At 64.2% G+C, this 21,106-nt stretch carries 19 protein-coding genes; 9 read left to right on the forward strand and 10 right to left on the reverse strand.

From position 1 onward, the window contains the following. The first annotated feature begins 41 nt into the window (after positions 1 to 41). Genes HV766_RS25130 through HV766_RS25150 form a run of 5 tightly spaced genes read left to right on the forward strand, consistent with a single transcriptional unit; the run spans position 42 to position 4,271 of the window. A complete protein-coding gene (locus HV766_RS25130) occupies positions 42 to 764 on the forward strand; it encodes a GntR family transcriptional regulator (RefSeq protein WP_054457670.1) in 723 nt (240 codons plus the stop codon). A 21-nt stretch (positions 765 to 785) separates the two neighbouring features. Then, positions 786 to 1,682 (forward strand): isocitrate lyase/PEP mutase family protein, encoded by an 897-nt coding sequence (locus HV766_RS25135; RefSeq protein WP_054457671.1) that lies wholly within the window; start codon positions 786 to 788, stop codon positions 1,680 to 1,682. Positions 1,683 to 1,692: 10 nt separating this feature from the next. Continuing rightward, positions 1,693 to 2,412, forward strand: a complete 720-nt coding sequence (locus tag HV766_RS25140) for an SDR family NAD(P)-dependent oxidoreductase (protein ID WP_054457672.1) — start codon at positions 1,693 to 1,695, stop codon at positions 2,410 to 2,412. After that, positions 2,409 to 3,182: an SDR family NAD(P)-dependent oxidoreductase gene (locus HV766_RS25145; protein ID WP_175182032.1), complete on the forward strand. Its 774-nt coding sequence runs from the start codon at positions 2,409 to 2,411 to the stop codon at positions 3,180 to 3,182. The genes HV766_RS25140 and HV766_RS25145 overlap by 4 nt, the downstream gene beginning before the upstream one ends. Before the next feature lie 60 nt (positions 3,183 to 3,242). Continuing rightward, complete coding sequence (locus HV766_RS25150) at positions 3,243 to 4,271, forward strand: Bug family tripartite tricarboxylate transporter substrate binding protein (protein ID WP_054457673.1); 1,029 nt, start codon at positions 3,243 to 3,245, stop codon at positions 4,269 to 4,271. 51 nt (positions 4,272 to 4,322) lie between these two features. Here HV766_RS25150 and HV766_RS25155 read toward each other — a convergent pair whose 3' ends face one another. The 3 genes from HV766_RS25155 to HV766_RS25165 form a co-directional block, all read right to left on the reverse strand. Continuing rightward, positions 4,323 to 6,578 (reverse strand): TonB-dependent receptor, encoded by a 2,256-nt coding sequence (locus HV766_RS25155; protein WP_175182033.1) that lies wholly within the window; start codon positions 6,576 to 6,578, stop codon positions 4,323 to 4,325. Between the two features lie 323 nt (positions 6,579 to 6,901). Continuing rightward, positions 6,902 to 7,348 (reverse strand): hypothetical protein, encoded by a 447-nt coding sequence (locus HV766_RS25160; protein WP_175182034.1) that lies wholly within the window; start codon positions 7,346 to 7,348, stop codon positions 6,902 to 6,904. A gap of 49 nt (positions 7,349 to 7,397) precedes the next feature. Continuing rightward, on the reverse strand, positions 7,398 to 7,880 hold the full coding sequence (locus HV766_RS25165) for a hypothetical protein (protein ID WP_054457676.1): 483 nt from the start codon (positions 7,878 to 7,880) through the stop codon (positions 7,398 to 7,400). 195 nt (positions 7,881 to 8,075) lie between these two features. Between HV766_RS25165 and HV766_RS25170 the strand changes: the two genes are divergently transcribed. Beyond that, positions 8,076 to 8,465 (forward strand): SecDF P1 head subdomain-containing protein, encoded by a 390-nt coding sequence (locus tag HV766_RS25170; protein ID WP_054457677.1) that lies wholly within the window; start codon positions 8,076 to 8,078, stop codon positions 8,463 to 8,465. A gap of 7 nt (positions 8,466 to 8,472) precedes the next feature. Here HV766_RS25170 and HV766_RS25175 read toward each other — a convergent pair whose 3' ends face one another. The 7 genes from HV766_RS25175 to HV766_RS25205 all read right to left on the reverse strand — a co-directional run bounded on the left by HV766_RS25175 (position 8,473) and on the right by HV766_RS25205 (position 16,846). Beyond that, entirely contained in the window at positions 8,473 to 10,335 is a 1,863-nt protein-coding gene (locus tag HV766_RS25175; RefSeq protein WP_119450225.1) for a sensor histidine kinase, read from the reverse strand. Further along, entirely contained in the window at positions 10,332 to 11,024 is a 693-nt protein-coding gene (locus HV766_RS25180; RefSeq protein ID WP_054457679.1) for a LuxR C-terminal-related transcriptional regulator, read from the reverse strand. Before HV766_RS25180 ends, HV766_RS25175 begins: the two co-directional genes overlap by 4 nt. Before the next feature lie 106 nt (positions 11,025 to 11,130). Beyond that, on the reverse strand, positions 11,131 to 11,916 hold the full coding sequence (locus HV766_RS25185) for an EAL domain-containing protein (RefSeq protein ID WP_054457680.1): 786 nt from the start codon (positions 11,914 to 11,916) through the stop codon (positions 11,131 to 11,133). Positions 11,917 to 11,997: 81 nt separating this feature from the next. Continuing rightward, entirely contained in the window at positions 11,998 to 12,372 is a 375-nt protein-coding gene (locus tag HV766_RS25190) for an Hpt domain-containing protein (protein ID WP_175182035.1), read from the reverse strand. A gap of 48 nt (positions 12,373 to 12,420) precedes the next feature. Continuing rightward, on the reverse strand, positions 12,421 to 13,050 hold the full coding sequence (locus HV766_RS25195; RefSeq protein WP_054457682.1) for a response regulator transcription factor: 630 nt from the start codon (positions 13,048 to 13,050) through the stop codon (positions 12,421 to 12,423). A gap of 11 nt (positions 13,051 to 13,061) precedes the next feature. Then, complete coding sequence (locus tag HV766_RS25200) at positions 13,062 to 14,687, reverse strand: PAS domain-containing hybrid sensor histidine kinase/response regulator (protein WP_254593359.1); 1,626 nt, start codon at positions 14,685 to 14,687, stop codon at positions 13,062 to 13,064. 77 nt (positions 14,688 to 14,764) lie between these two features. Continuing rightward, a complete protein-coding gene (locus tag HV766_RS25205; RefSeq protein ID WP_175182037.1) occupies positions 14,765 to 16,846 on the reverse strand; it encodes a hybrid sensor histidine kinase/response regulator in 2,082 nt (693 codons plus the stop codon). 305 nt (positions 16,847 to 17,151) lie between these two features. Here HV766_RS25205 and HV766_RS25210 point away from each other — a divergent pair, with 305 nt between their 5' ends. The 3 genes from HV766_RS25210 to HV766_RS25220 all read left to right on the forward strand — a co-directional run bounded on the left by HV766_RS25210 (position 17,152) and on the right by HV766_RS25220 (position 21,099). Next, positions 17,152 to 17,682 carry a fimbrial protein gene (locus HV766_RS25210; protein WP_054457685.1) on the forward strand — a complete coding sequence of 177 codons (531 nt, stop codon included), beginning with the start codon at positions 17,152 to 17,154 and terminating at the stop codon, positions 17,680 to 17,682. Positions 17,683 to 17,764: 82 nt separating this feature from the next. Further along, on the forward strand, positions 17,765 to 18,577 hold the full coding sequence (locus HV766_RS25215) for a fimbrial biogenesis chaperone (protein WP_175182038.1): 813 nt from the start codon (positions 17,765 to 17,767) through the stop codon (positions 18,575 to 18,577). 17 nt (positions 18,578 to 18,594) lie between these two features. Continuing rightward, positions 18,595 to 21,099: a fimbria/pilus outer membrane usher protein gene (locus HV766_RS25220; protein ID WP_175182039.1), complete on the forward strand. Its 2,505-nt coding sequence runs from the start codon at positions 18,595 to 18,597 to the stop codon at positions 21,097 to 21,099. The last annotated feature ends 7 nt before the right edge of the window (positions 21,100 to 21,106 follow it).

The raw sequence follows: 21,106 nt of genomic DNA on the forward strand, positions 1-21,106 counted from the left end.
AGTTGACACTTTTTAAATTCCTTTGATAGGCTGTCAACACTATGAACACCGCCACGACCTCCATCGCCATCAAGGAAGACGCCTCCGGCCCGCTGGCCGACGTGGTGTTCGACCAGGTGCTGGACGCGATCTACCAAGGCCGGTTGGCCCCGGGCAGCGTCATCAATGAAGTCGCGCTGGCGCAGGAATTCGGCGTTAGCCGCGGTCCGGTGCGTGAGGCCGTGCGCCGCCTGCAAGGGATCCAGCTGATCACGCGCGAGCCCTACATCAAGGCGCGCGTGGTGACGTTGTCGGCGGAATCCGCGCTGGAACTGTTCCAGATGCGCATGGCACTGGAAGGCGTGGCCTGCAATCTGGCCACTCGCCGCATGAGCGACGAGGAAATCACGCAACTGCTGGCCGAGCTTGAACAGGACCGCCAGCGGCGCCTGGAAGCGGCCAATGGCGGCGCCCCCGCGCCGCGGGTCTTCGACTTCCATGAGCGCATCGTGCGGGCCAGCGGCAACAACCGCATCATCAACGCCCTTTGCGGCGACCTCTATCACCTGCTGCGCGTCTACCGCCGGCACTCCGGCACCGTGCTGGAGCGCAAGGACGACGCCTACGCCGAACACTGGCAGATCCTGCGCGCGATCCGCGCGCGCGACGCCGAGCTGGCGGAATCGCTCATGCGCTCGCACATCGAACGCGCGGCGCAACACCTTTTTGAACATCTGGCGGAAGGGGCGTCCGGCATCGCCGGGCACCCCGTCTCCGCTGCCTGACACTCTCTGGAGCAGTACGACATGAACAACCCGCGCCACCAGTTCCGGCAATTGCTGAAGAACGAACCTTTCATCGTCTCCCCTGGCGTGTACGATGGATACAGCATCCGCCTGGTCGAGGCCGCGGGCTTCAAGACCGCCTGCACCAGCGGTGCGGCAGTGTCGAACGCCCTGCTGGGCATCGCGGACATCGGCGTGATGGGCCTGTCGGAAAACGTCACCCACTGCCGTCATCTGGCGCGGTCCGTCTCCATTCCCCTCACGGCTGACGCCGACACCGGCTACGGCAACCCGGTGAACGTCTACCACACGGTACAGATGTTCGAGGAAGCCGGCGTCGCCGGCATCAACCTCGAAGACCAGGTCAGCCCCAAGCGCTGCGGCCACATGCCCGGCAAGGACGTGGTGAGCGAAGCGGAAATGGTCAAGAAGATCGAAGCCGCCTGCCTGGCGCGACGCGACGATGACTTCGTCATCATTGCCCGCACCGACTCCCTCGCGATCGAAGGCATCGAAGGCGCGGTCAAGCGCGCCCGCGCCTACGCCAAGGCGGGCGCCGACATGCTGTTCCCCGACGCCGTGCGCACCGAGGACGACATCAAGCGCCTGGTGGACGCCGCCGGCATTCCGGTCAGCATCAACATGGGATTCGGCATCCGCAACCGTCCCACCACGCCGCTGATTCCGCTGCCGCGCCTGAAGGAAATCGGCGTCAAGCGCATCAGCCTGCCGCGCATGCTGCCTGCCGCTGCGATTTACGGCATGCGCCAGGCGTTGCAAGTCATGCAGGGCGTGATCGCCAGCGGCGAGCCCGCCGACCGTCCCGACCTGCTGGTGGGCATCGAAGACATCATGCAATTGATGGGCTACGAGCAGATGCGCGCCATGGAAAAGCGCCTGACGACGCTGGCCGACTGAGCGCTTCGCCATGACTGAGCGGAATGCGCAGGCGCATTGCGTCCTGACGGGCGCGTCGTCGGGCATCGGCCTGGCGCTGGCCGAGCTGCTGCTGGCGTCCGGCTGGCAGGTGACCGGCGTGGACATCGCGCCGGCGGCCATCAAAGGCCATGGACAGTATCGCCATCTGGTGTGCGACCTGACCGACGCCGCCGCCTTGCGCGGTCTATGCGCGCTGCTGGACGGCTGCGCCCCGACAGCGCTGGCGCATTGCGCGGGCGCAGTGCGCACCGGCGGCGCGCTGGACACGCGCCCGGAAGACGCGGACTGGCTTTGGCAATTGCACGGCGCCGCGCCGATGGCACTGGTCCGTGCGCTGGCGCCGCAACTGCCTGACGGCCGCGGCCGCATCGTGCTGGTGTCCAGCCGCGCCGTGCTGGGCCGCGCGCAACGCCTGGCCTATGCGGCGACCAAATCCGCCCAGATTGGCCTGGCGCGCAGTCTGGCCGCCGAACTCATCGCGCGCGGCATCACCGTCAACGTCGTCGCGCCCGGCGCGGTCGACACGCCCATGCTGCGCGATCCCAAGCGCGGCGCTCCGCCGCAGGTTGAACTGCCGCTGGGCCGCCTGATCGACGCGGGCGAAGTCGCCGCGGCCATTGCCTTCTTCCTGGGCGCGCAGGCAGGCGCCATCACCGGACAGACGCTCTACGTCTGCGGCGGCGCCTCGCTGGGAGCGATGCCGCTATGACACAGACGAACGCACCCGCGCTGCATGGCAAGGTCGTGATCCTGACCGGCGCAGCCGGCGGATTGGGCCAGGCGATCGCGGCGCAATGCCTGCTTGCCGGCGCCCGCGTGGCCTTGCTGGACCGCGATGCGGAACTGCTCGCGCAAACCCGCCAGGCCCTCGCTGGACCTGATACCCAGATGCTGGCGATCGCCTGCGACGTGAGCGACGCGCAAAGTACGCGCGAAGCCGTGGAAAGAACGGCTGCGCACTGGGGTGCGATCCACGTCCTGGTGAACAACGCGGCCACCGTCACGCCGGGCAACAAGATCGCGGACCTTACGCTGGAGCAATGGCGTCAGGCGCTGGACGTGAACCTGACGGGCGCGTGGCTGATGAGCAGATGCGCCATCCCCCACATGGCGCGGGCCGGCAGCGGCGTGGTGTTGAACATCGCCTCGCAGCTGGGCAGCGTGGCCGCGCCGGGCCGTGGTGCGTATGGCGCCAGCAAGGCCGGTCTGATCGCGCTGGCGCGCGCCATTGCCGTGGATCACGCGGCCGACGGCATCCGCGCCTTGAGCCTGTCGCCGGGCGCGGTCCTGACCAGCAGGCTGGTCGCGCGCTATGGCAGCACGCAGGCCGCCGGCGCCGCGTTGGCGGCCAAATATCCAGCCGGACGCCTCGGCACAGCCGAGGAGATCGCACAGACAGCAGTTTTCCTGATCAGCGACGCCGCCTCATTCATCACGGGTACGGACATACGCGCGGACGGCGGCTACACCGCGCTATAGCTCCAGCCGCCACCATCGACTTCACACAAGACTTACATCACACAGCAAGGGGCTAGAACCATGAAGCACACCAACACCTCCGCAACGCACGGACGCCCGGCGCGCCCTGCCCTCCGCCGCAGCATGCTGGCGCTGCTTGCCGGCGCCATTGGCCTGGCTGCCGCCCCAGTCTTCGCGCAGGGTACGGACAACTTCCCCAACCGCGCGGTCACCATCGTCGTACCCTTCCCGGCCGGCGGCGCCACTGACATCACCGCGCGCCTGGTGGCCGAAGGCCTGTCCAAGAAATGGGGACAACCCGTGGTCGTGGAAAACAAGCCCGGCGCAGGCGGCAACGTCGGCTCGGAATATGTAGCGCGCGCGGCGCCCGACGGCTACACCCTGGTGCTGGGCGTGACGGGTTCGCACGGCATCAATACCTCGCTCTACAAGAACATGCGCTATGACCCGGTCAAGGACTTCGAGGCCATCACGCAGGCCACGCTGTATCCCAATGCCATCATCGTCAACAACGACGTGCCGGCCAACAACCTGCAGGAACTCATCGCCCTGCTGAAGAAGCCCGACGCGCACTACTCGTACGGATCGGACGGCAACGGCACGGCATCGCACCTGGGCATGGAGCTGATCAAGAACCAGGGCAAGTTCGAGATTGCCCACATTCCCTACCGCGGCAGCGCGCCGATGGTGACCGACCTGCTGGGCGGCCAGATCCAGGTGGGCGTCACCGGCCTGCCCGCCGTGCAAGCCTATGCCAAGAGCGGCAAGCTGAAGATCGTGGCGCTGACCACGGCGGGGCGCTTCGCCAGCGCGCCCGACTACCCCACGGTGGCCGAACAGGGCTTCCCCGGCTACGCCGCTCCGCCCTGGTCGGGCTTTTTCGCCCCCAAGGGCACGCCCAAGCCTCTGGTGGAGAAGATATCGGCGGACATGCGCGAAGTCATGGCCGATCCCAAGACCAAGGAAAAGCTCGCCGCCTCCGGCAGCGAATTCACGCCTTCCACGCCCGAGCAGTTCCAGGCTTTCGTGCAGCAGGAAATCGCCAAGTGGGCCGAGGCCGTCAAGATCTCCGGCGCGCGCATCGACTAAGCCGGAATACGCGACGCCAGCGCCGCGGCTGCGGCGCTGGCGTATTGCGCGTCAGTTATAGCGGAACGTGGCGGTCAGCATCGCCGAGCGGCCCGGCGCCACATAGCTGAACAGCCCCACGTGCGAAGCCTCGTAGATGGTCTCGTCGGTCAGGTTGTTCAGGTTCAGCTGCAGGCCGAAGTTCTTGTTGAACTGATAAGCCGCCATCGCGTCGTAGCGCCAGTAGGACGGCAACTGATAGACGTTGGCGTCGTCCACGTAACGCTTGCCGGTGTAGGTGGCACCCGCGCCCACCGTCAGCTCCGGCAGGAACTTGTAGGTCGTCCACAGGCTGGCGCTCTGGCGGGCGATGAATTTCATCTGATTGCCGCTGTAGTCGGTGCCGCCGCTCTGGTAGCTGGTGACCTTGGGGTCCATGTAGCTGTAGCCGCCCCAGACCTGCCACTTGGGCGTGATGGATCCCGCCACGCCCAGCTCGATGCCGCGCACGCGGTTGCTGCCGGACAGCGTCACGTCTCCGGTGATGGGATCGGAGCTGCGGGCATCGGTCTTGCGGGTTTCGAACACCGCTGCCGTCAGCGACAGGCGCTCGTCGAACACGTCCCACTTGGTGCCCAGTTCGATGCTGCGGCTCTTTTCAGGCGCCAGTGCCGCGGTGCCCGCGGTCAGGCGGCCGCCTGCCGCGCCGTCGGCGCCGCCTGACTGGCCTGCCGTTTCGCCGGACGGGTTGGACGAGGTGCCGTAGGACACGTAGATGCTGCCATTGGGCGCGGGCTTGTAGACCAGGCCCAGCTGGTAGTTCCACATATTGTCGGTACGCTCGACGTTGCCGCTGGTCACGCGGTAATTGTCGTAGCGCAGGCCGGCGTTGGCTTCCCATTGCTCGCTGAACTTGACCGTGTCGAACACGTAGGCCGCGCGCGTGATGGTCTTGGCAGCGTCGTAGCGCGGCCCCCAGCTCAGGCTGCCGGTATACGGCTGGCGGGGATTGGGGTTGTACAGGTCGTCCTGCAGGGTCTTGTCGAAGCCGCCCGAGGGCACGCCGTCGCGCTTGCTGATCGTCTCGGTGCTGAACTCCAGGCCGGCCACATAGCTGTGACGCAGGCCGCCGGCGGTGAATTCACCGAACATGTCGGTCTGGTTGATGAAGGAGCGGTTGGTCTGGTTCAGGCTGCGCAGGGCCTTGCTCATCTTCACGCCGTCCGCTTCGTTCGAGCAGGGCGCCACGCCATAGGCGGGGTTGGGCCTGCCACCCACACGCGCCGCGCAATTGTCGAAGGACGGTCGGGTCATCACGTATTCGTTGGTGGACTCGCTATAGCGCGTACCGTTGCGCAGCTTCAGCTTGTCGCTGAACTTGTGCTCGACCATCAGGGTGGTCATGTCGGCCTGGTTCTTGCGATAGTCGCGGCCGATCAGGCCGTAGTAGTTGTTGCGGTCCACCTTGGGCGGCGTGACGCGATCCGGGCGCGACTCGTTCTTGAACGGAATGCCCAGGTCGGGCGTGTCGTCGTTCTGCAGATGGTAGTAGCTGAGCGTGACCTGCGTCGGCGTGCCCAGGCCCCAGGAGAATGAGGGCGCCACGCCCCAGCGATCGGTTTCGACATGGTCGCGGCCCGGGATGTCCCCACCCTGTTTCATGAAATTCAGGCGGAATGCCGAGCTCTCGCCCAGCGCCCAGTTGCCGTCGCCGGTCAGGCGCCAGTTGTCGTCGGTGCCCACGCCGACCGTGCCTTCGGCGAAATTCTCCAGCTTGGGGCTCTTGCTGACCAGGTTGATGCTGCCGCCGGTCGAACCGCGGCCTGAATAGGCGGAGCTTGGGCCCTTCAGGATCTCGACCGACTCCAGGTTGAAGGTCTCGTGCGAGAAACGGCCCAGGTCGCGCATGCCGTCAACCATCATGTCGGTGCTGGCCTCGTAGCCGCGCACGAATGGGCGGTCGCCGGTGGGCGTGCCGCCCTCGCCCGCGCCAAAGGTGATGCCCGGGGCGGTGCGCAACACATCCATGAGCGAGGTCGCCGCGCGGTCGCGCATCAGCTGTTCAGTGATCACGGTGACCGAACGCGGCGTGTCCAGCAGAGGCGCCGTCATCTTCGGAGAGGACGCGATGTTGGCTTCGTAGCCATCGCTGACCGCCTGCCCCTGCACGTGCACCGGCGACAGTTCGTGTACGGCGCCTGGCGCCACGCTGCCCTGCGCCAGGGCCAGGCCCGGCGACATCAGCGCGCCGCACATCGCTGCATAAATGGAGGCCGAAGTATTCCCACCGGCCTTGGCAGGGGCCGTCGATGTATCTGCTTTGTTCATTGGACTCTGTCAGAAGCCGCCCCGCGGCGGCTGCGCTATCAGCGCGATCTTGGTTTTTTAAGAGCGCCAATGATATTCATTCTTATTTTTACGTTCAACAAATAGTCAGAATTTATTCAGAAAAATGTCAATTTTGTGAAATTTGACCGGTTCACAAGGCCAGAATGCAGCGCAATAACAACAATTCATGCGTATCGATCTGCTCACAGCAGGTGCATATCGGCGCCTATCCTCAGGCTTCAGACATGAAAAAGCCCCTTTCTCCAGATGTCCAGTCATCTGGAGAAAGGGGCTGGGCACCGCCAGTCAGCTACCGTCCAACCTTACAGCGAGTACCGGTAGTCGCAGTTGAGGGTAGCTTTCAGCGGAGTATCGGCCTGCACCCCCGACACGCTGCGGGGCCGTGGAGCCGTCAGCTTGGCCTGGAATTTGCCAGCGGCGTCGCCATTGCTTTCCCGCTTGACCGCCATGCTGGACGGTATCGCGTACAGCGTGAGCGGCTGGCCTTGGGCCGCCACCACCAGCGTGAACACGGCCTGCGGAAAGTCCGCCACGACATAGCTCTGGTTCGCGTCCGAGTCGAACGCCAGGCTGCCGTCCGCATAGCTCAGCTTCAGCTTCATTTCGTCCGATGAGGACGAGGGGATCGTGCCTTCCAGCGCGACCTTGCCGCTTTCGGATATGCAGCTCAATTCTGCCGGCGCCGATCCCGCGTGAGCGATACCGCTCAACAACAAGCCGGCCGCAAGCCAGACTCCACGCACTGCCATGAGACTCTCCTTCGTTAGACCCGGCCCAGGCCGGGATCGGGCCGCCGTATCAATGCGCGCTTTCGTCTGCCGGCTTCAGCACGCCGGCTTCCCGCAGCGTCTCGGCGGCGCTGTGGCGGATCGCCGACAGGCAACGCGCGACTATGCCGCGCAGCAAGGCCTCCGAGGGCAGCGCGTCGGGTGCAGCCACAAAGCTCTCGATCGCGGCCGAAACGCGGTTCGTGACCACATCGCCGCTGCTCTGCGTGATGTACAGCTTCACCGCCTTGCAACGGTTGTTGACCGTATTGATGATCTCCAGCAGCTCGGCGCGCCCCATGCCCAGATCGGTCGCATCGGCGAAGGACGGATAGACCAGGCGCAGGAATTCGGGATCGTCGGCGCTCAGGCTGAAATACAGGGTGCCCAGTTCGGGATGGCGGAACAGGACATCGCCCTCTTCGTCGATCCGGGCGACCAGACCCAGCTCTTCCTGGATCACATGTTGGTAGAGCTCGGCAAGCGGCGTGGCGCCGGCGGTAACGTTGGACATGTTTCGACTCTCTTCGTATGGATCGCACGGCGGTTGCCGCGCTGAACTTCGCGCCGCGAAGCATAGCGCCCATTGCGCGCTCGTGCTTGTCCGATTTGCGCAGACGATCGCCAGCGAGACATGCGCTAGGATGTAGGAACCCGCCCAGGCCCTGCGAAGGGACCAGGCCAGGATGTCCATCAGAAGGAGCTTGCCATGCCATCAATGAGACAACTCGCCCGCGCGGCCGCGCTTGCGCTGTTGCTGCCCGGCGCGGCCTACGCAGAGACCGTCGTGCTGCAGGTGGCGCGCGCCACCGCCGGCGCCGACCCGCAAACCTCCGCCAGGACGGTAGACGTCGAACTCAAGCCCGAAAGCCGCCAGGCCCTTGCCGACTTCACCCGCGACCGCGTGGGCAAACGCATCCAGCTGCGGTCGGGCGGCGTGCTGTTGTCTTCCGCCACGCTGCAAAGCCCGCTGGAAGGCGACAGCTTCCGCATTACCGCGGGGGAACACGGTTTTGCCGGAAAGTCCGCCGAGGAGATCGCCCAGAGCATCATGAAAAGCGGCGGACTGACGGTGGACGACGAGAACACCGCCAAATAGCCGGCCTTCAAGCCTGAGGCGTGCGCAGCCCCAGCGTGGCGGTCAGCGCAGTGCGCCCCGGCTGCGACGCAACGTCCAGCTCGCCCCCTACCCGGGCGATGCGGGCGTGCATGCTGCGCATGCCCACGCTGATGCCCGCGCGCAGCACCGCGGCCACGTCGAAACCGACGCCGTCATCCTCGATGCGCAGCTCCAGACGGTCGGATTCGGACTGCCGCAGTTCCAGTTCCACGCGCCGGGCGCGGCTGTGCTTGAGCACGTTCACCAGCGATTCCTCAACCAGCCGCGTCAGCGCCATGCACTGCAGGGCGCTGGGCGGCGTGCGCCATAGCTCGGGCACCCGCCAGGTGGCGCTGATGTCCAGCTCGTCGAACAGCTGCATGAAACGGTGGCGCAACGGCGCTATCCATTCCCGCGGCGTGGCCGGCACCGTAACGCCCGCGCTGGAACCGCTGTCTATGGTCTGCCGCAGATCATCGCGCAACAGCTTGAGCATGGAAAGAAACTGCTGGCTGTGCAGCGGCGCGCTGGCCTGCTCCACCACGGCCATCATGCGGACCAGGGAGCCTCCCAGCCCGTCGTGCAGATCGTGCGCGATCTGCAGCCGGTCCTGCAGCCGGGCATTCGTCAGCGCCAGCGCATGCTCGCGCTCCAGCGTGGTGGCGAGTTCGGTGCGCGCCTGCTCGATGCCGCTGGCCAGCTCCTGGTTGAAGCGCTCGATGCGGCGCACGCTGCGCGCATGGCGCAGCCCCAGCACTGCGGACATGCATAGCGTGACCACCACGCTGGTGAAAGGCGTGTAGGTGGCCTCGCCGTCGATAAGCCTCAGCATCAGCAGCAGATCGTGGGCGCAGGCAGCGAAGAAGGCCAGCAGGCATGCCGCCAGCATGGCGTGCTCTGGCCGGCGGGTGCGCAGCGCGTGAAACGGAAATTGCAGGCAATTGGCGAAGAAAATCGCCGACACGATCAGCACCACGCTCAGCTGCACTTGCGGCAGATGCCCCTGCGGCACGAAGGCCATCGCCGCCAGCAGCACGGCCGCCAGCAGCCATAGCGCCTTCTCGATGCGCGGCAAGGACTGGTCGCCAAAGCGCCATGTAAAGACGCAGAAGCAGGCCACGTACAGCACCAGCACCATGATGTTGGCCCGAGCCGCCGTCAGGCTGTCGGGGAACGGCCAGGGACTGGTCACCAGCACGTTGGCAATGAACAGCACCCAGAACAGGGCCATCAGCGCGTACCAGCCAAAGGCGCGCTGTTCGCGCCGCATGAGCCAGATGAAGAAGCACAGGCCGCCCAGGACGCCCGAGACGATCAGGTTGAGCGTGAACAACGTGCGGTTGCGCCACCACAGGTCTTCGTACTGCTGCAACACCGTCCACTGTCCGCCCAGACGCACCGGCCCCAGGCCGGGCGTCTGCCCCGCCACGCCGACCACGCGGATCCACAAGGTGTTCTCGCCCGGATGCAGCAGGGCGTCGGGAATCACCCAGTAACGCGGCACGTTCCAGCTGCGCGACAGCGGCTCTGTCAGGTGCGGATCGCTCCAGATCCGTTCGTCATTGATATAGACCTCACCCGCCATGACGATGGATTCCAGCGCCAAGGCCACCTGTCCGGACGCCGTGCCGGCGCAATTGCGCGTCCAGCCAATCCGGTACCAGGCGGTACCGCTGTAGCCCGGCCAACGCGCGCTCCAGTCGTCGGGCAGTTCGACCGCCTGCCATTGCGCCGGCTCCGGACGCCTGCCATCGTCGCCGCCCTTGGCAACCTGTACCGACAGCACCTGCGCCGTACAGGCGTCAGCGGGCTCCTGGGCCCACGCCGGCGCCAGCCATAGCGCCAACCACAGGACGGCCAGCCACTTCAATCGAGCAAGCCGCGCGTGCGCGCCGCGTGTATGGCACGCGTGCGCGAGGAGACCGCGAGCTTGCGGTAGATGTGCTTGACGTGGCATTCGACGGTGTAGCGCGACAGATGCAGTTCCTCGGCGATCTCGCGGTTGCCCAGTCCCTCGGACACCAACCGCAGGATCTGGCTTTCGCGCGGACTCAGGGTTTCGACGGAATCGCCCGCAGCCTCGTCGGCGCGTTCGGCCCGCCTGGGGCGCAGTTCTTCGATGATGCGTCGGGCCACGAAGGGATCGATAGGCGCCCCGCCCCGCAGCACGCTGCGGATGGACAGGGACACCTCCAGGTCGTCTCGTTCCTTGAGCACATAGCCCGTGGCGCCCGCGCGCAGCGCGGCAAGAATCGCGTCTTCCGTGCTCCATGCCGAAATCACGAGGATCGCCAGGCTGGAATCCTCCGCGTGCATCTCGGCGATCAAATCGGTGCCGTTGCCGTCGGGCAGGCCCAGATCGACCAGAGCCAGCGCAAACGGCTGGCTGGCGAGTTGCTCGCGCGCCTGCGCCAGCGTGGCGGCAAACACCAGCGCCTCCGGCGCATAGCCAAGCTGCAGCAGCAGGCCTTCCAGCCGGCGGCAGATCAGGGGTTCGTCCTCCACCAGCAGCACCGGGGCAGGCAGGGTCGACTCGGAAGCAAGCATGTGGGCGGTCATCGGATGAGAGCGGGCGGAATTGCCCAGCCTGAACTATGTCTCAGCCGCGCGAAACCGCATATCCCTGGAAGTTGGTATTTTCACAGGAATTTCGCATCAGGTGAGGCTACCGCTTCCGGCTCTCGATGAACTCGGACAACACGACGGGCGGCGACAGCACATAGCCCTGCCCGTGGCTGCATCCCATGGACTGGAGCAGAGCGATGTCCGGCGCGCTTTCGATGCCTTCGGCGATCACGCGCAGGCCGAGCCGCTCCCCCAGCAACACCGACAGGCGCGTGATTTCCCGCGCTTTCCGGTCGCGGCGGATGCGGCGCACGAAGCGTCCGTCTATCTTCAGTTCGGCGATGGGCAACGCGTTCAAGAGCTGCAGCGAAGCATAGCCCGTTCCAAAATCGTCCATGCTGACCTGGCAACCGGCCTTCGCAAATTTCTTCAAGGACTTCCGCAGCATCTCGAGGCGAGTGATGGGCTGGTCTTCTGTCAGCTCGATCCGGAAGCGCGTCAACGGAATGTTCGCCGCGGCGGCGTGACGCGCCAGGACGTCGACCGCATCATGGCTCGACAAGGTTGAGGCCGAGGCGTTGATCGCCAACGGCACGTCGATTCCCTCTTCCTGCAGCGCCTGCGCTGCGGCGACCGCCAGGCGGCAGATCTGCTCAAAAAAAAGCAGGTCCAGGCCCAGTCGATGGACGGCGGGAACGAAATCGGCGGGTCCGATATCGCCCATGGTCGGATGCTTCCAACGAGCCAGACATTCCGCGGCGACCATTTCGCCGTTCATCAGGTTGAATTGCGGCTGTAGGGCGACGCTCAAGCCATCGCCTCGCCATGCCATCGACATGACTTCGTGGTCGCCAAGTTGCTGGCATTGCGCTGCAGCGCGTTTCATACATCATTCCTGGTGGACTGGGGAAGGAAATTCACATACAGCCACTCTACGGCGCTTCGAGAGCGAAAAATGTAGGAGGATTCAGAATGTGCGGTTCACTCGCTCCAGGACTGCACTCAAATTTTTGACGACCGGGACATAGTCGGCCAACAGTTCCCCACGCGCCTGGCCATCCTTCCTGCCGAGCATCGCCTCAACGCGCAGGCAAAGTTCAACCAAGGCGCTGCAGCCCAGCAATTGCGCGGTGTTCAGAATCCGGTGCGCATACCGCTTGACCTCCGCCCACTGCTCCTGTTCGATCGCCAGCAGCAAGGCATCGACGTCCTTCCTGTGGTTGACGTGCAGGCTATGCGCCAGCTCGGCGGCAATGTCCAGGTCGTTGCCTACCTTGGAAAGCAGTTCATCCCGCAGCACCGCCACCGCCTGGATCTGCGAGTTTTCCTGCTCGGGATGCATGGCCGAAGCCGCTGGGTTCTGCACGCGGAAATATGCCCTATGAGAAATTCACATCGATATTTTCGATTTTCTGGCGAAATCGACTAATTCAACCAGGGAACCGATCTGCAATTTGGTCATTATCCTGGTCTTGTGCGTGCTGACCGTCTTATTGCTGATGAATAGCGCGTCACCGATCTCCTTATTGCTCAATCCTTGGGCCAGCATCTGCGTGACGACCATCTCCTTATTGGACAGCAGTTCAAGTTTCTTCTGGTAGGCATCCGCCACATCCACCTGGCCTGCCGTCTTGGCCGAATTCGGAAACACGCGGTAGCCAGCCAGCACGGACTCGATGCAACGGATCAGTTCCTTGATCTCCAGCCGCTTGCTAGCGTAGCCGCAGGCGCCGAGTTCGGCCACGCGCGACGCGAAGACCGACGGATCATGCGCCGACACCACCAGTATCCGCAAGTCCGGATTGATGGCAAGGATTCTGGATATGGCTTCCAGGCCGCCCATTTTCGGCATGTCCAGGTCCAGCACGATGAGATCAGGGCGCTCGCTGCGGGCCAGCGCCAGCGTATCGACCCCGTTGTCCGCCTCCAGTATCCGGCTGGCGCTGGGCAAAAGCGCAATCTGCGTTCTCAGAACCAACCGAAACGCGGGATGGTCATCAACAATCAAGACAGTCGACATGCGGCCTCCCTTCAGTGGATCTTGGGCACGCTGGCCAGCGGCCGCCTGGCATGCGCGAGGATGAACGACTGCAGCGTCTGCAGGTCTACCGGCTTGATCAGCACGGCGTTCATGCTGGCTCGCGCGCCGGACGCCAGATCGAGTTCAAGTTCGCTTGCGGTATAGCCCAGCACGGGCGTGGCCGCATTCACGCCGCCGCCGGCTCTCAAGGCAGCAGTAAATGCATTGCCGTCCATGACGGGCATGACGCAATCGCAGATGATCAGATCAAACTCCATCCGTTCGGCCAAGGCCAGACCCGCCGCGCCGTTCTGCGCGAATTGCGCGGAATGCTTCAACATCCGCAACTGATGCTTGAGCAGCAGCCGGTTGGCCTCATGGTCGTCGATGACGAGTATGCGCAGGCCGCCGGCGTCGGCCACCGTTGGCGCAGGAGCCGCTGCCACGGCGGCATTTTCCGAAGGCGGCAGCGCCAAAGGCAAGCGCACCGATATTCTGGCGCCCTGCCCGGCCGTACTGAAAATTTCCATGGAGCCCCCCATCAAGCGCGTCAGTTCGTTGCATATGGACAGCCCCAGTCCGATGGTGACGCCTTGCTCCCCGACCACGTGTTCAAAGTGCGGGGCAGCCAGTCTGGCCTGGATATCCTCGGCAATCCCGGGGCCGGTGTCCGCGACGCACAGCGTGATCCACTGCACCTCTTCCGTGGCGGCCCCGGCGCTCAGCGCGACATCGATACGGCCATGCCCCGTGAAGCGGACCGCATTGGACAACAGCTTATCCAGCAGTTGCTTCAGGCGAACGGGATCCGAGAAATGACGCTCGGCAATGTCGCGGCCGATGTCCAGGGTCAACTGCAGGCCTTTTTCTTGGGCAGCGCCCCGAAATGATGCCAGCGTGTCGGCCGCCAGCGCGCGCAGATCGACGTTCTGCCGTCGCAGTTGAAAGTGACCGGTTTCCAGCTTGGATATGTCGATCAGGCCGCTGATCAGGGACAACAGCGATTGCGCCGACTGGCGCGACACGGCAAGTCTTTCATACGTCTCGCTGACGAGTCCCCCGCGCGCCAGCATCAGTTCAAGCATGCCGATAATCGCGTTCAGGGGGGTGCGGAGTTCATGGCTGATGAACGCAAGATACGTTGATTTCATCAGGTTGGCCCTTTCCATATTGAGCCGAGTTGTCGACACGTCCCGCAGCATGTCGGGAAAGCCACGAAAGCGTGCGCTGCCCCCGATCAACCCGATGATGGCGCCGTCCTCTCCGCGCAACGGCGCGGCCCAAGCGGCTACCCCACACGTAGGATCATGCTCGAACGGATGTTCGCGGACCAGGGTTTCACCGCCGGCCAGCACTTGACGATAATCGTCGATTATCTCGTTCAGGTTGGGCGGCGGTTCGCTGCCCGAGTCCGGCGCGGACAGGGACTCCAGCGGAACATGCAGAGGGCGGCTCCAGCCCTCGCTGCGGCATGTAGCGGCGTACTCCCTGAGCGCGTCATTGCGCGTCACCAGATTCAAATCCAGATCGCGGATGAAAATCCCGGCGGGTAGCGTATCCGCCAGGCGCGCCAGCCGGGCCAGTTCGCCGCGCGGCGACCTGGCGCTGCGCATGCGCACCGCGAGCCAGACCAGCATCAAGACCAGCGCCGCAGCCAGCGCCAGATTCAGGAATACGGAAAGCGTGAGTATGGAGTCTGCCTCGCGATGGACCACTATGGCGCTCCATCCCGTGCACGTCCGCTCGCGACGCAGGCCGCCGGCAGGCAGGAAGCGACGGCGGCTTCCAGCGCGCGCAGATCCGCAGGCTTGACCAGCACCGCGTTCATGCCAGCCTGCAAACCCGCCTCATGGTCTTCCCGGCGCGCGTCGGCCGTGTATCCGAGCACGGGAACGGTGGCGCACTCGCCCGCGCCGGCACGCAGCGCCCGGGTGAACTCTGCCCCGTCCATGTCCGGCATCATGCCATCGCAGACCACCAGGTCGAACCTGCCTGCTCTGGCAAGCGCCAAGCCCTGCGCGCCATCCTCCGCCGTCTGGACGGCATGGCCGAGGAATTCCAATTGGCCTTTCAACAGCAGGCGGTTGGCGGCCTGGCTTTCAACCACAAGCGTCCGCAACCCGGTGGCGGGTCGCTGAGCCATTCCGAGCACGGTCTCTTGCGACGGGTCGCGCCGCTCGCCGGATCCGAGCATCAGCGGCACGCGGACATGGACGTGCGTACCCTCGCCCACGACGCTGGAGATGCGGATGGTTCCGCCAACGCGATGCACGATCTGCCGACAGTAGTGCAAGCCCAGCCCGGCGCCATCGGGCGAGGCGCTCAGCCCGGCTTCGTAGCGGGAGGCCGACAGCTTCTGCTGTATGTGCGGATCAATGCCGCTGCCGGTATCGATGACCGACAGCGAGACCCATTGCCGGCCATCTTCCACCGGGGCGGCGTCCAGATGTATCCGGACGCCGCCCCGTTCCGTGAATCGGATGGCGTTGGACAGGAAATTGTTGAGCAACTGATTCAACCCCTGAGCGTCCGCCATGTGGCTGGCGGCGACCCCGGGAGCCACCTCCAGCGTCAGGCTTATGCCCTTTTCGTAGGCGCTGGGAGCGAACAGCGCAACCACGTCGGCTACCACCCTGCGCAGCGAATGGGATACGCGCGCGCATGCCAGATCGCCGGTCTCCATTCTGCGCGTATCGACGATGGACGGAATCAACTGGAGCAGGGACCGCGTAGACAAGCGAACGGTCGCCAACATTTCTTTCGACTGCCGCGGCATCGCCGCGTCAAGCGACGCCATTTCCAACAGGCCCGCCATGGCGTTCAAGGGATTGCGCACATCGCGGCTGACCGCCGCCAGGAACCGCGTTTTCATGTCATTGATGCGTTCTGCCCGGCCACGTGCGCTTGCCGAATCCTCCAACGACTGGCTATGGCCCAGGAAGTACATGCCCTTGGCGAAAACGCCTATGACCTGATCTTCAGCGCCAAACAGAGGAAAAATCTGGGCCTGGATTGCCGCCCGGATTCCGGCGGCTCCTGGCAGCTCCTGGCTGTAGTCATAAGAGCGCGGTTCGCCGGTAGCCACCGCGGCCTGGAACTCGCGCACGATGACGGCAACTTCGGGCGGCACCTGAATCTGATCCTTCTCTGCGCCGGAGAGGAATCCCAGATCGATGTGCTCGGGCCTGGCCCATCCGTTCCTGATGACGATGTCCGAAAAGCGCCGCATGCCATCGCTGAGCCCGACCAGACGCAGCGATTTTTCCCGAATAACCATGTCCACAGGCGCCGCGGCGATCAAGCGCGCGGCTTGCCTCAAATGCGCCAGCAGATCGTGGCTTTTATTCGCCGTGCCTTTCAGTGCCAGCAGGACCCATAGCACGGCCAGAAACAAGACGCCGTTCAAGGCCCAGGAGAGGATCGCAGCAGATGCAAGCTGTTGCTGCAGCGAGGCGGCGATGGTCGGCGCGCTCAGCGCACATAGCACGACAACAAGAATCGCGGCCGCCCCAATTGCCATCCTGATTCGAACGGCATTGCCGCGTCGTATAGCGCTAGCAAAAACTTCAGGCTTCATCTGGAGATTGTCGATGGTCGTGCCTATGGCTGAATTTGATATGCGCTGCGCAACGGCGATTTTATCGCAGAAGGCATCGCGCCACCCCTCCGCACGCGTCGCCGGCCCCATAAATTCCGCGTAACGTTGCTTCCAAATCACGGCCCAAAAAATACCAAATAGGACCAATAAAACCGCCTCATTTCGCCAAGGTTGGCAATTATTGGAAAGAATCGCCAATTGTCGTTTTCATATGAAATTTCATACAACAAGAAGGGAGAATTCCTACAAATTCAGAATTCCGATTCTATTAATTTTCAGTTGCCGACGAAATGCGGAATACGGGATTCGGAGGAGCAGGCGAATGAATTATCCGGCTGCGTCCTTTTATCAATTGTTCGAATTGAATTTTGATAACAACTGAATCGCACGGAAGTTGATTCCTGAAAACCGAAATAAAGCATTTCGCAAGTCGGTCGCCCTCTGCTTTCAGTAATCCCCAGGCGGCGCTTTTGATTATTAATCGACTCAGGATATTCACTTCCATGAACAAGAACATCATTATCAAGTTTGCCCTGCTCGCCACGGCAGCCGCAGTTTCCCAAACCGCCCTGGCTGAGGACGGCCGCATTAACTTCATTGGCGAAATCGTCGATGCCCCGTGCGATGTCTCGCCCCAGGCAACCAACCTGGTCGTCCCGCTTGGGAAAGTGTCCCGGACCACCCTGGACGGCGCCGTGGGCAAGTACTCGACGCCCGCGCAATTCGAACTCCAGCTGGCCAATTGCAGCGCCACGGCCAAGGGCGCCAGCGTGACGTTCACCGGCACCGCAGACACGATCAACACGGACACACTGGCGATCGGTATCGGCGAACTGGGCAGCGCCACCGGCGTGGCCGTCGAGCTGCGCGATTCCACCCAGAAAAAAATCAAGCTGGGAGCGGAGTCCCCCGAATACACGCTGCGCGCCGGCACCAACAATCTGAAGTTCGGCGCCGTTTATGTGTCGACCGCCAACACCGTCACCGTCGGCCCCGCCAACGCCACCGCGCAGTTCACGGTGAACTACAAGTAACGCCGCTTTGCCGGACCGCCAGCCCCTCAAAAGCGGGGCTGGCCGCAAGCCTACTCGCAGCAGGCGGTTCCACGAGAACCCGATGGCTTGCGAGCACAACATCGAGATCCCCATGCTGAAAGACATCGCGCAACGGTTCGTGCACAAGGCGCGGCCCTTCATGATTTTCGCCCTGGCGGCCACGCTGGCCCACGCCAATGCGGCAGCCGGCGTGCTGGTCGGCGGCACCCGCGTCATTTTCAACGAGAAGGACCGCGAGTCCTCCATTCCCGTCAAGAACACTGGCGTGTCCCCTTACGTCGTGCAGGCCTGGATCGATGCAGGCGAAGGCGCTGCCAAGGCGCCGTTCGTGGCAAGCCCGCCGCTGTCGCGGCTGGACCCAGGCCAGGAAAACGTGCTGCGCATACTGCGCCTGGCCGGCAATCTGCCTCTCGACCGCGAATCGGTGTTCTGGCTCAACGTCAAGGAAATCCCGGAAAAGAGCCAGGATGAAAACGTACTGCAGATCGCGGTGCGCACCCGCATCAAACTGTTCTACCGGCCGTCGGGCCTGGCGGGCAAACCCGGCGAACAGCGTCAGCAGTTGCAGTGGGCGGTCGCCGCCGGCGGCAGAGGCGCCGTGCTCAAGATTGCAAATCCGTCCGCCTATCACGTCACCTTCGCCACGCTGAACGTCAATGGCGGCCAGCAGGAGATCAACGGCGGCATGGTGTCGCCCGGCGGCACCCTGGAGTACCCCTTGTCCGGGATGTCCGCGCCCAGGGACGTGGACGTCGTGTTCACGACCATCAACGACTACGGCGCCGAGACCCCCGAGGAAAGAGTCCGCGTACCCAGCGCCCAAGTTCCGGTCCACGTCAAGGCCGAGCCCGTCGCGCCTGCCGCAAGCCGTTAATGCCCGGAGCTCATGCAATGAATGGCGTATCGCAGGGTCGCATGCCCCCTTTCGCGGCATTGGCATCGCTGTTGCTGGGCCTGGCTTCCTTTTCCGCTCAGGCCGCCGAGCCGGCGGGCACGGTCTTCAATCAGGAATTCCTGGGTACGGGCGGAGACCAGCCGCAGGCAGACTTGTCCATCTTCAGTTTCGGCAATAGCGTGCTGCCGGGCGAGTACCTGGCCGACGTGTTCGTCAACGATCAGTCCATGGGCGCGAGCCGAATCATCGTCGAAGTCCAGGAGGGCCTCAAGCAGCCCTCGGTCTGCCTGACCCGCGGCCAATTGGAGAACTGGGGCGTCAACATGGCCGCGCTGCCCGAATCCGCCGGCGCGGACGGCGCCTGCGTGGACCTGCCCGCGCTGGTGCAAGACGCCGCCGTGAATTTCGATGGCGGCAAGCAACGGCTGTATCTGAGCATTCCGCAGGCCGCGCTCAAGCGCGCGGCGCGAGATTCAGTCGACCCGTCGCGCTGGGACAAGGGCATCACCTCGGCCCTGCTGGACTATCAGCTCAATATGTCGCGCCAGGGCGGAGGCAACTCCTCCAACCGCGGCGCCGAATCGCCCTACGCGGCCTACGCCGGATTGCGCGGTGGCTTGAACTTCGGCGACTGGCGCCTGCGCCACGCCTCCAACTACAACCGCGGCACCAACGGTCGCGGTGAATGGCAGTCGCTGGAAACCAATCTGCAGCGCGACCTGCGCTCGATCAACGGCCAATTGCTACTTGGCGACGGCAACACGCCGGGCAACTTTTTCGATAGCGTGCCATTCCGCGGCGTGCAGATCTCCTCGGACGACTCCATGCTGCCGGACAGCATGCAGGGCTACGCGCCGACCATACGCGGCATCGCCCAGACCAATGCGCTCGTCACTGTCAGGCAGAACGGCTACATCGTCTACAACGCCTATGTCGCGCCCGGCGCGTTCGTGCTGGACGACCTGTACCCGTCGTCCTCCGGCGGCGACCTGGAAGTCACCATTACGGAGTCGGACGGGCGCCAGACCCGTTACGTGCAGGCCTATGCCTCCGTGCCAACGCTGTTGCGCGAAGGCACCTGGCGCTATAGCGCCACCGCCGGACGCTATCGCAGCGCCTCCGGCTCCGACGAGCGTGAACCCACCTTTGTGCAAGGCACGATCGCGCGCGGCCTGGGCCAGGAATTCTCGTTGTATGGCGGCATCACCGCGGCCAGCATCTATCAATCCGCCCTCGTGGGCGTAGGCAAGAATCTGCGCAGTTTCGGCGCGATTTCGTTGGACCTGTCGCACGCGCGCACCTCCACCGAGCGATTGAAAACGCAGGGCCAGTCCGTGCGCTTCCTGTATGCCAAATCCCTCGACGAAATCGGCACCAACTTCCGAGTCGCCGGCTATCGCTATTCCACCAGCGGCTACCGGACCTTCCGGGAAGCGACCGGCGTCGACGATTTCGAGCCGGGCTACAAGATGCCCAGCCGCCGCAACGAACTACGATTCGAGGTAAGCCAGTCGCTGGGCTCTTGGGGTTCGGTCTACGCCTCGGCGCGCCAACAGTCGTACTGGCAGACGAATCAAAAGGAGCGGCTGATCCAGGTCGGATACTCCGGTTCCTACAGACAGGTCAGTTACAACGTCTTCGTCGACATGAACACCGGCCGCAGCGGTTCGAATGACCGCCGGATCATGCTGTCGATGTCGATTCCGCTAGGCGCCTCGGGCAGCAGCGCCCACTACTCCCTGACCACCGGCAACAATGGCGAGACCAGCCACGCGGCCACCGTTTCCGGCTCCGCGTTCGAAGACAACCGGCTCAGCTACAACCTGACTGCGGCGACCTCCAACCAGAACGGCGTCAACAGCTCCGGCAACGCCTACTACTTGTCCAGGATCGGCCGCCTCGACCTGGGCGCGTCGCAGGGACGCAACTACAACCAGATCAACGCGGGCCTGTCAGGCGGCATCGTCGTCCATGCCGGCGGCGTGACGTTCGGCCAGCCTCTGGGTGAAACCGTGGCGCTGGTGCACGCTCCGTCGGCGGAGAACGTGCGCTTTGAATCGCATCCAGGCGTCAGCACCGATGCCAGCGGCTACGCCATCGTGCCGAGTCTGAGCCCGTACCGTTCCAACCGTCTGGCCATGCTCACCGCAGACCTGGGCGACACCGTCGAAGTCAAGAACGCGGCGGTGAATCTGGTCCCCACTCGCGGCGCGGTGATACGTGCCGGGTTTGAGACGGTGGTTGGCTATCGCCTGATGCTGACGCTGACCCGCAAGGACAACAGCGTGGTGCCGTTCGGCGCGCGCATCGACAACGAGGCGGGCCAGGAAATCGGCATCGTCGGACCGGACGGCCAAGCCTTCGTGACCGGCGCGCAGCAGTCCGGAACGATGCGCATCGTCTGGGGCCGCGGCGCAGCCGACAGCTGTGGTGTGTCCTACACCCTGCCGCAAGAGGACCGCCCCGCTCCCATACGCGAAGTCGCCTACCTGTGCCTGTGATGCCTGG

It is taken from the genome of Achromobacter aegrifaciens (genome assembly GCF_902859735.1).
In the GTDB taxonomy this organism is placed as follows: domain Bacteria; phylum Pseudomonadota; class Gammaproteobacteria; order Burkholderiales; family Burkholderiaceae_B; genus Achromobacter; species Achromobacter aegrifaciens.

What these genes read in the sequence shown, in the direction of transcription:
- HV766_RS25130 (WP_054457670.1), top strand. Translation starts at nt 42, where the DNA reads ATGAACACCGCCACGACCTCCATCGCCATCAAGGAAGACGCCTCCGGC.
- HV766_RS25135 (WP_054457671.1), top strand. Translation starts at nt 786, where the DNA reads ATGAACAACCCGCGCCACCAGTTCCGGCAATTGCTGAAGAACGAACCT.
- HV766_RS25140 (WP_054457672.1), top strand. Translation starts at nt 1,693, where the DNA reads ATGACTGAGCGGAATGCGCAGGCGCATTGCGTCCTGACGGGCGCGTCG.
- HV766_RS25145 (WP_175182032.1), top strand. Translation starts at nt 2,409, where the DNA reads ATGACACAGACGAACGCACCCGCGCTGCATGGCAAGGTCGTGATCCTG.
- HV766_RS25150 (WP_054457673.1), top strand. Translation starts at nt 3,243, where the DNA reads ATGAAGCACACCAACACCTCCGCAACGCACGGACGCCCGGCGCGCCCT.
- HV766_RS25155 (WP_175182033.1), bottom strand. Translation starts at nt 6,578, where the DNA reads ATGAACAAAGCAGATACATCGACGGCCCCTGCCAAGGCCGGTGGGAAT.
- HV766_RS25160 (WP_175182034.1), bottom strand. Translation starts at nt 7,348, where the DNA reads ATGGCAGTGCGTGGAGTCTGGCTTGCGGCCGGCTTGTTGTTGAGCGGT.
- HV766_RS25165 (WP_054457676.1), bottom strand. Translation starts at nt 7,880, where the DNA reads ATGTCCAACGTTACCGCCGGCGCCACGCCGCTTGCCGAGCTCTACCAA.
- HV766_RS25170 (WP_054457677.1), top strand. Translation starts at nt 8,076, where the DNA reads ATGCCATCAATGAGACAACTCGCCCGCGCGGCCGCGCTTGCGCTGTTG.
- HV766_RS25180 (WP_054457679.1), bottom strand. Translation starts at nt 11,024, where the DNA reads ATGACCGCCCACATGCTTGCTTCCGAGTCGACCCTGCCTGCCCCGGTG.
- HV766_RS25185 (WP_054457680.1), bottom strand. Translation starts at nt 11,916, where the DNA reads ATGAAACGCGCTGCAGCGCAATGCCAGCAACTTGGCGACCACGAAGTC.
- HV766_RS25190 (WP_175182035.1), bottom strand. Translation starts at nt 12,372, where the DNA reads ATGCATCCCGAGCAGGAAAACTCGCAGATCCAGGCGGTGGCGGTGCTG.
- HV766_RS25195 (WP_054457682.1), bottom strand. Translation starts at nt 13,050, where the DNA reads ATGTCGACTGTCTTGATTGTTGATGACCATCCCGCGTTTCGGTTGGTT.
- HV766_RS25200 (WP_254593359.1), bottom strand. Translation starts at nt 14,687, where the DNA reads ATGCTGGTCTGGCTCGCGGTGCGCATGCGCAGCGCCAGGTCGCCGCGC.
- HV766_RS25210 (WP_054457685.1), top strand. Translation starts at nt 17,152, where the DNA reads ATGAACAAGAACATCATTATCAAGTTTGCCCTGCTCGCCACGGCAGCC.
- HV766_RS25215 (WP_175182038.1), top strand. Translation starts at nt 17,765, where the DNA reads ATGGCTTGCGAGCACAACATCGAGATCCCCATGCTGAAAGACATCGCG.
- HV766_RS25220 (WP_175182039.1), top strand. Translation starts at nt 18,595, where the DNA reads ATGAATGGCGTATCGCAGGGTCGCATGCCCCCTTTCGCGGCATTGGCA.